General features: G+C 47.3%; 13 protein-coding genes. 2 read left to right on the forward strand and 11 right to left on the reverse strand.

Annotation, left to right across the window (positions count from 1 at the left end):
• Nucleotides 1–56: 56 nt before the first annotated feature.
• The 10 genes from spoVE to KKC1_RS05920 all read right to left on the reverse strand — a co-directional run bounded on the left by spoVE (nucleotide 57) and on the right by KKC1_RS05920 (nucleotide 11730).
• Complete coding sequence (gene spoVE, locus KKC1_RS05875) at nucleotides 57–1157, reverse strand: stage V sporulation protein E (protein ID WP_088553554.1); 1101 nt, start codon at nucleotides 1155–1157, stop codon at nucleotides 57–59.
• Nucleotides 1158–1193: 36 nt separating this feature from the next.
• The gene (murD, locus tag KKC1_RS05880) at nucleotides 1194–2579 is read right to left on the reverse strand and encodes a UDP-N-acetylmuramoyl-L-alanine--D-glutamate ligase (RefSeq protein ID WP_088553555.1); all 1386 of its coding nucleotides are present in this window, start codon (nucleotides 2577–2579) and stop codon (nucleotides 1194–1196) included.
• Nucleotides 2580–2593: 14 nt separating this feature from the next.
• Nucleotides 2594–3553 carry a phospho-N-acetylmuramoyl-pentapeptide-transferase gene (gene mraY, locus KKC1_RS05885; RefSeq protein WP_088553556.1) on the reverse strand — a complete coding sequence of 320 codons (960 nt, stop codon included), beginning with the start codon at nucleotides 3551–3553 and terminating at the stop codon, nucleotides 2594–2596.
• An 11-nt stretch (nucleotides 3554–3564) separates the two neighbouring features.
• Nucleotides 3565–4944, reverse strand: a complete 1380-nt coding sequence (locus KKC1_RS05890; protein WP_088553557.1) for a UDP-N-acetylmuramoyl-tripeptide--D-alanyl-D-alanine ligase — start codon at nucleotides 4942–4944, stop codon at nucleotides 3565–3567.
• Nucleotides 4925–6421 (reverse strand): UDP-N-acetylmuramoyl-L-alanyl-D-glutamate--2,6-diaminopimelate ligase, encoded by a 1497-nt coding sequence (locus tag KKC1_RS05895; RefSeq protein ID WP_088553558.1) that lies wholly within the window; start codon nucleotides 6419–6421, stop codon nucleotides 4925–4927. The genes KKC1_RS05890 and KKC1_RS05895 overlap by 20 nt, the downstream gene beginning before the upstream one ends.
• 138 nt (nucleotides 6422–6559) lie before the next feature.
• Nucleotides 6560–8695 carry a stage V sporulation protein D gene (locus KKC1_RS05900; RefSeq protein ID WP_088553559.1) on the reverse strand — a complete coding sequence of 712 codons (2136 nt, stop codon included), beginning with the start codon at nucleotides 8693–8695 and terminating at the stop codon, nucleotides 6560–6562.
• A gap of 55 nt (nucleotides 8696–8750) precedes the next feature.
• Nucleotides 8751–9260, reverse strand: a complete 510-nt coding sequence (gene ftsL, locus KKC1_RS05905; protein WP_192868107.1) for a cell division protein FtsL — start codon at nucleotides 9258–9260, stop codon at nucleotides 8751–8753.
• A 35-nt stretch (nucleotides 9261–9295) separates the two neighbouring features.
• Nucleotides 9296–10234 carry a 16S rRNA (cytosine(1402)-N(4))-methyltransferase RsmH gene (gene rsmH, locus KKC1_RS05910; protein WP_088553561.1) on the reverse strand — a complete coding sequence of 313 codons (939 nt, stop codon included), beginning with the start codon at nucleotides 10232–10234 and terminating at the stop codon, nucleotides 9296–9298.
• 20 nt (nucleotides 10235–10254) lie between these two features.
• Nucleotides 10255–10692 (reverse strand): division/cell wall cluster transcriptional repressor MraZ, encoded by a 438-nt coding sequence (gene mraZ / locus KKC1_RS05915; RefSeq protein WP_088553562.1) that lies wholly within the window; start codon nucleotides 10690–10692, stop codon nucleotides 10255–10257.
• 81 nt (nucleotides 10693–10773) lie between these two features.
• Complete coding sequence (locus KKC1_RS05920; RefSeq protein ID WP_192868108.1) at nucleotides 10774–11730, reverse strand: metal-dependent hydrolase; 957 nt, start codon at nucleotides 11728–11730, stop codon at nucleotides 10774–10776.
• A gap of 172 nt (nucleotides 11731–11902) precedes the next feature.
• Between KKC1_RS05920 and KKC1_RS05925 the strand changes: the two genes are divergently transcribed.
• Both KKC1_RS05925 and KKC1_RS05930 read left to right on the forward strand, forming a co-directional pair.
• Nucleotides 11903–12112, forward strand: coding sequence for a hypothetical protein (locus tag KKC1_RS05925; RefSeq protein WP_088553564.1), 210 nt, complete (start codon nucleotides 11903–11905; stop codon nucleotides 12110–12112).
• A gap of 75 nt (nucleotides 12113–12187) precedes the next feature.
• Nucleotides 12188–12592, forward strand: coding sequence for a cytochrome c maturation protein CcmE (locus KKC1_RS05930; protein ID WP_088553565.1), 405 nt, complete (start codon nucleotides 12188–12190; stop codon nucleotides 12590–12592).
• Nucleotides 12593–12929: 337 nt separating this feature from the next.
• Here the strand turns inward: KKC1_RS05930 and KKC1_RS05935 are convergent, their stop codons facing one another.
• Nucleotides 12930–13118, reverse strand: coding sequence for a hypothetical protein (locus KKC1_RS05935; RefSeq protein WP_088553566.1), 189 nt, complete (start codon nucleotides 13116–13118; stop codon nucleotides 12930–12932).
• Nucleotides 13119–13228: the final 110 nt, after the last annotated feature.

The following is a 13228-nucleotide window of genomic DNA, read 5'->3' on the forward strand; positions in this document are numbered from 1 at the left end:
TTCATATGTTAACATAACTTTGATTCTTAGGCTACACGCTTGTCCCATGGTTATTCCTAACGCAACGAGCAATAACGAGAAACATTCAACAAAATCCCCACGCCGGCCAGAGTAAATACCAATGAAGACCCTCCATAACTGATGAAAGGCAGCGTAATACCGGTTACGGGAAGGGAACCGGTCACCACTCCAATATTGATAACAGCCTGTAAGGCAATCATACAAGTAATACCAGCGGCCAGTAGACTGCCGTAGGTATCCCGGGCAGTGACGGCCACCCGCAGCCCGCGCCATAGAAACAGGAAGAAAAGTACTATTACCAAAGAAGCTCCCAAAAAACCTAATTCTTCTCCTAATATAGCATAAATAAAATCAGTATGCCTCTCAGGAACAAATAACAATTTTTGCCGCCCCCTTCCCAGTCCCAGGCCAAACGGCCCCCCGGAACCGAGGGCCAGGAGCGATTGAATGGTCTGAAAACCCGATCCAGTAGGATCCAGCCAGGGGTTGAGAAAAGCCGTGAATCTTTCCATCCGGTAAGGAGCGGCTGCTATCGCCGCCGCCACCAGAGCTATCCCGGCAATCGCCAGCAGTCCCATGTGGCTCCAGCGGGCACCGGCTATTAACATCATTAAATAACTAGTTCCCGCGATGGCCACCGCCGTACCCAAATCCGGCTGGGCCAAAATTAAAAGACAGACTGCTGCTAAAATGCCTAAATGAGGTAAAACGCCTTTGGTAAATGATTTCATTTTATCCTGATGTTGACTTAAACTATGAGCCATGTATATAACCATAACCAGCTTGGTCAATTCAGAAGGCTGAAAAGAAAGCGAACCAATACCTAACCACCGGCTAGAACCCTTGTGGGTGATACCGGCACCCGTCAATACCAATATTAATAACCCAAAAGCTATTATCAAAAAGAATCCGGCATATTTGCGCAAACGAAAATAAGGTATGTGCATGGCTACAGCCATGGCCCCGAGGCCTAGCAAGGCCCAGGTTAACTGCTTTTTAAGGTAATAAAACATATCATTGTTATACAACAACGCAGAATAAGCGCTGGCGCTAAAAACCATAATAATTCCCAGCCCCAATAATAAAAGGGTAGTTAAAAATATAATAAAATCCGGTGGTCTCTTCTGCCGTGCCACGGATAACCCCCCTTAGCTTTCTCCGGCCACAACTTTTCAGTCTGGTTTTCTACCCTCATCCATACCGGCTTTTAACTGCATTACCAAACTCTTAAATCTTTCTCCTCTCTCTTCATAACTTCTAAACATATCCCAACTGGCACAGGCCGGTGAAAGCAGAACCACATCTCCCGGAAGGGCCAGGGACGCCGCCGTTTTGACCGCTTCTTCAAAAGTATCCACCCGGTAAAAATTCTTAAACCCTACCTTTTCTACTGCTTCCTGAATGTTTCCGGCAGCCTCGCCCACCAGGACCAACGCTCTAACTTTCTCTTTAATTTTTATGGCCAACGATGAAAAGTCACTGCCCTTGTTCTTACCGCCTGCAATTAATACAACAGGCTCCGCATATGCTTCCAGTGCCTTTATGGCAGCATCCGGGTTAGTCCCTTTGGAATCGTTAATATACTTTACTCCGCCAAACTCAGCCACAAACTCCAGGCGATGGGCCACTCCCGGAAAAGTCCGTAAAGTACGGGCAATGCTGTCGACAGCAAGCCCCATGGCGCTTCCCGCTGCCACCCCGGCCAAAGCGTTCTCTAAATTATGACTTCCCTTGATGTTTATTTCTTCGGCTGGGCAGACTACTTCTTTTTTACCCTCTATTGCCACTACCACGTTGCCGTCCTGTACGTACACTCCCGGTTCTAGCATATGCTGCCGGCTGAAAAATATCACTCTTCCCGGTGTTTTGGAGGCCAAGGATCTTACTCTCTCATCATCGTAATTTAGAATGGTAAAATCCGAAGAACTTTGGTTCTCAAAAATCCTCGCTTTGGCTTGGATATACTTTTCCAAAGTAAGATGGCGGTCCAGATGATCAGGTGTAATATTCAGGATGACCGCCACTCGGGGACGAAAACGGTCTATGGTTTCCAGCTGAAAACTGCTGGCTTCCACCACAATTACCGTGTCCGAATTTGTGGAACGGGCCTCCCGGATAAGGGGAATGCCAATATTCCCCGCCACTAATACCGGTCTTCCCGCGTCCTTGAACATCTCGCCTACTAAGGCGGTAGTCGTCGTCTTACCATTAGTACCAGTAATGGCTACCACCGGCCCTTCAAGGAAACGATAGGCGGCTTCTATTTCACTCCAGACTGGTATGCGAGAGGCCCGGGCCTGCTGAACCGGAGCAATGCTTAAGGGTACACCCGGGCTGATTATAACTACATCCGTATTTTCCATGTTCACCTCCGGATAGGCGCCCAACTCTAACCGTACCGGCAAGTCTTCAATACTCTGGATAGCCTGGACCAGCTCCTCTTTCCTTTTTATATCGGTAAGTGTAATTTGAGCACCCTCTTCATGTAAGACCCGAGCGGCAGCCAAACCGCTATGACCCATGCCTATAACTAAAACTTTTTTCCCTTTCCAGTTCATAAGTTTCTTCCTTTCTAACCCAAATTGTACATAAATAGGATGCCCAGAACCGCCAGTAAAACGCCTGCCAACCAAAAACCGTTCACTATTTCTTTTTCCTTCCATCCAGAAAGCTCAAAATGGTGATGCAGAGGGCTCATACGAAATACCCGTTTACCGGTTAAACGAAAAGAAATAACTTGTATTATCACCGACAGGGATTCGGCAACAAAAACGCCTCCTACAACAGGTAGTACCAGTTCAGTACCCGTTAATACGGCCAGAGATCCCAAAGCTGCACCCAGAGCTAAAGATCCGGTGTCTCCCATGAAAACGCGTGCCGGGTGGGCGTTAAACCGCAAAAAGCCTATACAGCCGCCGGCAACGGCGGCAGCAAAAACGGCCAACCCCGTCTTGTCCACCATAAGCGCGATTAGTACGTAAGCTAAAGAAGCAAAGGCAGTTACCCCGGCAGCCAGACCGTCCAATCCATCCGTGAGGTTGACCGCGTTGCTGGTACTCACTAACACTAAAGTAGCAAAAATGGGATAAAACCAACTTAAATTCCAGTGAAAACCTAATAGAGGCACAACAATTTCCGTTCCTCTTCCCATGGCCATAGACACAATGGCTAGGGCTAACGCCATGATCACCTGCGCCGTAAGCTTATGGCGCGCTTTTAGTCCTAAGGGTCTTCTTAAGACAACTTTAATAAAATCATCAGTAAAACCGATACCCGCGTAACCCAAGGTAGTCGCCAGTACCAAGAGGGCAGCAGGGTCATCCCCTTTCAATACCACAGTAGTTATCACTATAGCGGCCAGGAACAAAATCCCTCCCATAGTAGGAGTTCCGGCTTTGGTTAAATGAGTACGGGGTCCGTCGGTTCGAATGCTCTGACCCACCCTTAACCGTTGCAACCAGGGAATGATTACAGGTCCTAAAATCAGGGTAATAATTCCTGAAAGCCCAAAGGCAACGATAATCGCTTTCATCCTCGTATCACCTACTCTGCCCTCAGCCTATCGGCGATCTCCTCCATTTTCATGCCCCGGGAACCTTTAATCAGAACTACATCTCCAGGCCGCAATAATTGCTGTAAACCCTGCCACGCCTCCTGGTTATCCCGGCACACTCGGATTTTTTCCTCCGGCATTCCTCTTTCGAGAGCACCCCGGGCTATTTTTTCGGCGAGGTCTCCTACCGTGAACAGATAGTCAATCCCCAAATCGGCCACCGTTTCTCCCACTTCCCGATGTCCCTGTTCGGCTAAAGGTCCCAGTTCCAGCATATTGCCCAATACCGCAATTGCCCGCGTCTTTCGCAGGTGCTGTAATACCTTTAAGGACGCCTTGGTCGATGCCGGATTGGCATTATAGGCGTCGTTTATTATCATGGTGTCATTAATTCCTTTAAACTTCTCCAGCCGCATGGGACTTAAGCGAACCTTTTTAAGTCCCCGGGCGATAGCCTGAAGGCTCATTCCCAGCTGGTATCCGACGCCCACCGCCGCCAAGGCGTTCAGCACATTATGTTCACCCAAGACAGGAATAAACATAGACTCCTTATCCGTCCCTACGCGAACAGTAAAAGCCATCCCCTCACCGGTCACCGGGCGAACATCCAGAGCCCTGATATCTGCATTATCTCCCCGGCCGTAAAAAAGGACTTTCCCGCGGCAGCGCGAGGCTAACCGGATACACCACTGGTCCTCGCCGTTCAAAACGGCAAAACCAGTGGGAGGTATGGCTTCCAGCAATTCACCCTTGGCCCGGGCAATATTTTCCAAGGAACCAAGTAACTCATAATGAGCGGGGCCTATGTTGGTGATTACTGCTCCTGTCGGTTGAGCAATATAGCAAAGTTCGGCAATCTCGCCCCGACCCCGCATAGCCATTTCCAGCACGGTAGCCTTATGACTGTAAGATAAGTGAAAAATAGTTAAAGGCAATCCAATTTCGTTATTGAAATTCGCGGAATTCTTTAGCGTGGGACCGCTCTCAGCAAGAACTGAAGCTATCATATCTTTGGTTGTAGTCTTGCCGTTGCTGCCCGTAACGCCAATCACCGGAATCTCGAATTGCCTGCGGTGGTAACGAGACAGACTCTGGAAGGCTTTGAGAGTATCATCCACCAGAATTAAGGCTTTATCCTGAGGCCACCGGTGTACTTTTCTCATAACTACTGCCCCGGCAGCACCCTTACCCAAAGCCTCAACCACAAACTGGTGACCATCAACTCTCTGTCCCGGAAACGCAAAAAATAACTCACCCGGTTTAATCTGGCGGCTATCAATAGAAACTCCCCTGAACTGAGCCGCCGGATCCCCGGACAGCAGCTTTCCCCGCATAACGCGGTAGGCTTCTTCAAACGTCATCAGAATCATAACCGTATCCCCTTAAGATTTCTCTTGCCACCTTCCGGTCGTCGAAAGGCAGTATTTTATCCTGAATTATTTGATAGGTTTCATGACCCTTTCCGGCAATAATCACCATATCGTCCCTCCGAGCCATAGCAATGGCCTCCCGGATGGCCTGATAGCGATCTACAATTATTTTGTAGTTTTCGCGAGTGATTTTTTCCACTCCAGGAATTATGTCCTGGATAATGGCTTCCGGTTCTTCGCTGCGGGGATTATCAGAAGTAACTATACAAAAATCGCTGTACCGGGCGGCTACTTCTCCCATCAGAGGACGTTTGCCTCGGTCCCGGTCTCCACCGCAGCCGAATACCGTAATGATTCTACCTTTAGTCATTTCTCTGGCTGTTTCCAGGAGATTCTTCAATCCGTCAGGAGTATGGGCGTAGTCTACTACTACCGCAAACTCCTGGCCACAGTCGACCAGCTCAAACCGGCCGGCCACACCGGTAACCCCTTCCAAGGCCTGTTTGATTTCTTCCTCCGGAATTCCTTCCTGCATTCCTACTGCCACAGCCGCCAACGCGTTATATACAGTAAATTTACCAGTGAGTTTTAAATTTAACGGAAATTCACCCGAAGGGGAGACTACTTGGAACCGAACGCCTTTAGTACCGACATCAATATTCTTAGCCTGTACGTCGGATTCCTCTCGGAGCCCGTAAGTAACTACCGGTACCGAAGTGATTTGCCGCAGGTAAGCTGACTGAGGGTCGTCGGCGTTAATCACTGCGTATTTCTTCCTCTTCTTCACCCCGCTTCCCAGACTCGCGAACAACTTACCTTTGGCCTTCAAATATTCCTGCATATTCTGGTGAAAATCCAAATGGTCCTGAGATAGATTAGTAAAGACTCCCACGTCGTACTCACAATCTACCGTCCGGTCGAGAGCCAAGGCATGAGAGGATACTTCCATTACCGCATAGGCGACTTCCTCTTCCACCATCTGCGCCAAAAGGGCCTGCAAATCCAAAGATTCAGGAGTGGTGTGCACCGCCGGGAGTTCCCGGTCTCCGATGCGGTTAACAATTGTACCTAATAAACCCACCTTTTCTCCTGCCTGTTGCAATATCGCTTCAATTAAATGGGTGGTCGTAGTTTTACCGTTGGTTCCCGTTACTCCGATAAGGTTCAGGTGACGGGAAGGATAATCAAAATAAGCGGCAGAAAGAGCAGACAATGCCCTGCGACTGTCTTTCACCAGCAGGCAGGTAACTCCTTCCGGCACGGCAACGGGCTTTTCCACAACCAATGCTACAGCCCCTCGCTCTAATGCGTCCGGTATAAACCGGTGCCCGTCAACGCGAAAACCTTCAATGGCAACAAAAAGATAACCCTCTTTTATCTGTCTTGAATCATAGTGAATTCCCTTTACGTACTGGTTTAAACTTCCTTGAAGCAATTGGAAAGATAACTTGTGTACCAGCTTCTGAAGCTCTTTCATGAAAAACCTCCCCGGCGGATCTTAATGTAAAATTCCTGCAAGATTTATTATTAACGGAAGAATCTTCCTTTAAACTTCCCGTTCTGAAAAAACAGAGTCTGAGCCGGAAGTAGAAAAACTCCCACTCAATTCTGGTTTTTAAGGTCCTAGAACTTTTTCCGTTTCAATCTCTCTAAATATTACCTTAACGGTAGTACCCCGCGGGACTACGGCTCCCGGTCGGGGATCTTGTTCTACCGCCTCGCCGTATCCCAGTGGATTTATCCTGAGATTCAGAGCCTCCATCAATTGGGCGGCCTCCCTCAACCTTTTACCGGTAACATCGGGCACTACCGTTTCTTCCTTCTCTTTCCCTGAGCCGACGTAAAGAATTACCGTAGTACCCTCTGCTACTTTTGCCAAAGGTTTAGGAGTTTGATCTATAACCAGCGATCCGTTCCCCTCGACTACGGCTTTCAGCCCCGCTGCCCTGAGAGCTTTCTGGGCCTTATCCAGAGGAAGACGTATCACTGAAGGAACCTCTACCATGGCCGGCTGAGAAATTTTTTCTCGCTCATTTGGATCATAACGTACCGGAACCCCCAGGTATCTCAAGCTATCCTCCATAACTCGCTTGAAAACAGGGGCCGCAACCGTTCCGCCGTAATAAGGATAACCTTTCGGCTCATCAATGACAACTAGAACAACCAGTTGAGGATCATCAGCCGGGGCAAAACCTACAAAAGAAGCAACATACTTCCCCTGCTGGTACCCGCCGGGACCGGCTTTCTGGGCGGTACCGGTTTTCCCTGCCGCCCGGTATCCTGGAATATAAGCGTTACGCCCCGTGCCATGGCTTACTACCCTTTCCAGAATAGAAGCCAGCTCGCGAGCTGTTTCGCGGGATATTACTTGCCTAATCGGCTCCGGCTCAAACTGCTTCACTATGTTCCCATCCTGGTCCGTAATCTGACGTACCAGATGAGGTCGATAAAGAATGCCTCCGTTGGCTATAGCAGCTACAGCGCTTATCAACTGGATGGGCGTAACGGAAATACTCTGTCCCATAGCTATAGTAGCTATATTAATCCTTTTTAATTTCTCTAAAGGAATCATAATTCCTTTTGCTTCCCCCGGGAGATCCACCCCTGTCTCCTGCCCGAAGCCAAAAGCCTTAATATAATCATAAAAGAGCCCAGATTGCTTATCTTCTATCCTCAATCCGATAGTAACGAAAACAGGATTACAGGAGTTCTGTACGCCTTCCACGAAAGTTTGATTTCCATGGGCTCGCGGATATCGCCAACATTTAATAATTTCTTTCCCTACCTTAATGTAACCGGGATCATAAAAGCGCTCTTCAGGAGAAACGAGCCCTTCTTCAAGGGCTGTTGCCGCTGTAATCACCTTAAAAGTAGAGCCCGGCTCATAGGTATTGGAAACGGCAATATTGCGCCAAACAGATTGAGGATATTCGCCGTATTTGTTCGGATCATAAACAGGGCGGCTTCCCAAAGCGAGGATTTCGCCGCTACGGGGATCCATTACTATTATGGTAGCGCTGGCCGGGTTGGTTTCGCTGTTCATTATCCTGTCTAATTCCCTTTCCACGATGTACTGGATAGTTTCATCTATGGTTAGGACTAAGTTGTAGCCGTTTTCGGGGGGAATATAGCGGCGCATGGCCTGAGGGATTTCCCTACCGGCTGCATCATACTCCACTACAATTCGTCCCGGTTTTCCCCGCAGAACTTTGTCATAGGTAAATTCTAGTCCTTCCAGGCCCTGATTATCTATACCGACGAAACCTAATATATGGGCCGCAAGAGTTCCTTTAGGATAATAGCGCCTGCTTTCTTCCACCGTCTCTATTCCCGGTAGATCCAGTTCTTTAATCTTTCTGGCTTTCTCAGCTTCTACCTTCCTTTTAATCCAGACAAAAGCCCTGTTGGCCGTTATCTTTTTTTCCAGTTCCTCCGGAGATATTTCCAACACAGCAGCAACCTGACGGGCTATTTCCTTTTCCCGGCCGGAACGCTTAATCTCCGGCGGCACGGCATAGATAGAATCGGCACTGGCACTTACCGCAAGTTTCCTCCCCTTGCGGTCATAGATAATACCTCGTTTGGCTTCTACCGTTACCTCCCGGAGACGCATCTCCAGAGCCTTCTCCTGTAACTCCTCACCCCGGACAAATTGAATCCATGCCAACCTTATCATTAAACTAAAAAGAACACAAGCCAGTAGAAAAAAAATAATAACAATCCTCTTTCGGATCGTAATGCTTGTGTTCATTTACCCTCACTCCTGTTCCCCACAAAACCATTACTAACCTTTATGAATTTTTGAGCTACCGTTGCGACGCCTCAACTGCTTTAGCCCCCAATGCCCAGTCGGAGAATAAGCGAACGAGAGCCGCCAAGAACGGGTGATTTTCTTTTTGCCCAACCATATTTTCCTCCGCTTCGCTATGGTAGTGTGCCATCCTTACCGCCGGTTCCAATTCATTTATAAAAACCAGTTGTACCTTATCCCGCGGCTTTTCCATACCCAGCTTGGTAGTGGCAATAATTTCTATCCGCTCCAGAGATTTAAGCTTGGCGATCTCCAGTTGCAATTTTTCATTGGCCGACTGTAGGGCAGCAATTTCTTGTTTGACTCGGGTAATCTTATAACCGGTAGCTGCCAGCCGGGCATATTCGTAAGTCAACAACAAACCGATTATGAATCCGACCAAAATTAACCCTATAGCCGCCGTACGGACATAATTGGAAGTAGCTACAGCCAATTGATTACTCCGGCGGGGCAACGGCTGTGGCATCGGACAGTTGGGACTGTATGGACGCGGTGCTACTAACAACATTATTCACCCTTTCTTCTTCTTAGAACCATCCCCTACAGCTTCTCCGCTGCTCTCAACTTGGCACTCCGGGAACGGGGATTACGTTTAACCTCTTCCTGCGATGGAGTTACAGGCTTCTTTGTTATCACTTTCACTATCTTCCGGCTTTTACAAACACAAATCGGCTGCTCCGGGGGACAGGTACAGGCACGAGAGAGTTGACGAAAGACCTTCTTAACTATCCTGTCTTCCAAGGAATGAAAGGAAATAACACAGACTCTTCCGGATGGTTTCAAAACTTCAACGGCATGATACAGGGCTTTCTCAAGAACCTCCAGTTCATTATTAACTGCAATCCGCAGGGCTTGGAAAGTCCGTTTGGCGGGATGGGGACCGACTTTCCTCGCACCTGCGGGTATTGCCCTTTTAATAACTTCCACCAACTGGCCACTGGTATCGATCGGTTTTTTCTTCCGGGCCTGTACGATAAAAGAAGCAATCCTGCGCGCCCAGCGTTCTTCACCGTATTCGTATATGATTCGAGCCAGGTCAGCTTCCGAATAATTGTTCACAATATGCCACGCAGTTAACTCCCGGGTGGTATCCATCCGCATATCAAGAGGTGCGTCTAACTGGTAGCTAAAACCGCGTTCCGGAGTATCCAACTGATGTGAAGAAACCCCTATATCAAACAAAATACCGTCGACTTTCTTTACTCCCATTTGCTGTAAAATATCTTTCAAAGCAACAAAATTACCGTGTACCAAACTCACCCGGTCTCCAAATCCTTGTTTATATGGTTTGAAGGCCTCAATGGCTTCCATGTCCTGATCTATAGCTATTAAACGGCCCTGTTTACCCAATTTATCCAAAATGGCCCTGCTATGGCCTCCGCCACCCAACGTACAATCTACATAAATACCTTCCGGTTTAATAGCTAAAAGTTCTATTGTTTCTTCAAGCATAACTGGAATATGTTCGAAAGCAACCATCAGTCTCACCTGTATGGCAGTTACAGCTGAATATCCAGATCAACAATGTTCTCTGCAATTTCCTCGTAATCCGCTTCGGCATCCTTACTGTATTTGTCCCAATTCACCTTGCTCCATATTTCCACCCGGGTAGAAACTCCAATAATCACCACATCTTTCTCCAGTCCTGCATATTCCCGAAGGTTGGCAGGTAATAATATTCTTCCTTGTTTGTCAAAACCACATTCGGTTGCACCGGAAAAAAAGAAACGGACGAAAGCCCGAGCTTCTTTCTTAGTGAAGGGCAGAGCTTTCAGTTTTTGTTCCAGTTGTTTCCACTCGTCCATGGGGTACACAAAAAGGCAGTTATCCAATCCTTTTGTAACTACGAAACTGTCTCCCAACCCTTCCCGGAAACGAGCTGGGAGAGTCAGTCGACCTTTATCGTCAATAGTATGCTGATACTCCCCCATGAACATGTGAGGCACCCCACTATATGGTACACAGCTCCACTTTATCCCACCTACTACCACTATTCTATGTTCGGCGGCAAAATCCTGCTAGATTTTGGGAAAGTAAAAAAATTTTTTAGGATAAAGTTTGGGCAACACCGGTTCATAACACCACTTAACCTGAGCAAGGTGTTTCTTTTTGGTCAAGTCAATTCGCACCCCGGTGATGCCGCCCTGCCTCCGGTAATAGAGATCATACCAGATGATTTGCACTTTGCCTTCGGCACAGGAAATCGTGGCATAAGGATAGCGGAAGCGTTCGAGAAAAACCTGCACCTGGCAAAAATTTAAAGTCTGTTCCACTGCCGGAGAACTGATGTGCCTTGAAACTTCCTCTTCGACAAGGACTGCACCCTTGAACAAATCGACCCGGGCCACACTATAGCTTCTTTTTCCCACCTTCACTGCATACCACAAGAAAGGATTGATAAGATCAGGCAAGACATCGACTTTTCCCTTTCCCCAACCTGGTTTCTGAGATACTAAACGTCTTGCTTCCACCTTGCAGAAAACTCGGAGAAGTAAATAAAGGGGCAGTGCAGAGATCGATACAAAAAATAATAACCACCAACCAAACAGTTGGGCTATTAGACTACCTCCAAACACGAACCATAACCACGGGTCGTAGAACCAAACCAGGTCCATGGTGAACTTACGCCGGGAAAAAGGAAAGAAAACAGGTATGCCGCTGGGCGTCAGTAGGTCAAAAAACAGGTGAGTACCTGCCCCCAAAAGACTCAAACCAAAAAGTACGGCAAAAGAAGTAGGTACCCAGAGTTGCATTAAAACCGCAGCCAGAAAGGCCAGGCCGGCAGAACCGAGCAGAGAATGGGTCACCTTCCGGTGATACTTATAAAAGGTTCCTAACCCCCGGAAAAGAGCCACGGCATCACTGTCGGGAAGCAAACTAGCCAGAACCGTTGCCACGGAACTTTCCGCCCTGAAGGCGCCGGCACCAAAATATGCCAACAGCCATCCGGCCGCGCTATGGGAAAATAAATCCACCAGGTTATCCTCCTTTGTCGTAGAATCCTTTGTATGATTTCCCTAAGTCACTCAAGGTATACTAAATTAAGAAGCATAACACTTTGGACTAATTCGTATAAAGTACAGCCCCAATAACAAAAGATAAAAAATAATCAGCAAACGCTGACTTTCAGTTGAGGAGGAAACCCGTATGGAACAAATAACCCTAATTTTAATAGTCGTGGCAGTTATTTATCTTCTTTTTTTGGGAGGAGGCATTTACTTCTGGCTCACTAAACCCCGGGAAACTAAGCCCCACCTGGCAGCTCGTATGGATGAAACGGAAGCAAAAATTCTGGCTGAAGTGGAAAAAGAAGCGGAAGAAGCAGAAAAACGAGCCCACCAGCACAAAACATCTTAAAGCGACACCATTTGCTATTGATAGTGCCTCCGGTTTGTACTACAATAATTAATAGCTAAGATAGGGGGTGCGGTTATGACCAAAGGGAAAAAGATGACCATCGGCATTTTGATAGTGGTATTGGCAGTCGGTTATCTGATAGTCAGCGGATTTAGTCTCAATTCGGGCTACCAGGTAACCATATCCGAACTGCTTGAAAACCCGGAAGCCTACGAAGGTAAGTACATCGTCACGGAAGGAAAGTTAGATCAATCCAGTGTTCAGTGGGACAGCCAGAAGATCGAACTCCGCTTTAAAGTATTCCAAGAAGACACAACCATGCCGGTGGTCTACAACGGTGTAATGCCGGACAACTTTGACTATCCGGAAGCCGATATAATTTTACAAGGTTATTACAATTCGAAATCGGGCATTTTTGAAGCAGAAAAGGTCAGCACCCGTTGTCCCTCAAAATATGAAGCAGCGGAAGAAGAAAAGTAATAATTTCAAATAAATTAAGGAAGGTCAGAAATAGAACCTTCCTTAATTATTGCTAACCACTGATATTTACTTTTTCTGGGACAAGATCGAAACTTCTAATTCCTGTTTATGCTTCTCCCTTTACATATCGTTCTCTTACAACATGTGTAAGCACCTTGCCGGATGAATTGCGCGGTATTTCATCGGCGAATTTAGCAATCCTCGGCCACGCGGTCACCTTTTTTTGCTCCCTCTTTCTCGACCAAAAAATGCGCTAGAGCGTTGGCCTTGCGGTTTAGCCTTTAAGCCCCAGCTTGCTCCAAAAATAAAGACTTATTCCCTCTGTATTTGTATTTGTCTATATATCTTCATCAAACACTGTAGCATCTGCACTAAAATTGAAATCTGCCCGGTTGGCTTTTCGCACCTGTGTCGTAATGGGACTTGCCGGCTCCATGTTGAATTCTCGCCGAAGACCCACTTGAGAAATCTTGGGTTTTTCACCCCGTCTGCGGTTTATGCGTCGTGTTTCAAGGTTATTCCACATGAAAACACCTCCCACCATATATCTTGGCCGGGAGGTTGTTTTTGTATGAGCCTTTTGTACAATTGCTAGCCCTTACATACCAAGAGGTGTAAGGTAAAAAAAAAAAAAAA

Source organism: Calderihabitans maritimus (assembly GCF_002207765.1).
Classification (GTDB): Bacteria; Bacillota; KKC1; order Calderihabitantales; family Calderihabitantaceae; genus Calderihabitans; species Calderihabitans maritimus.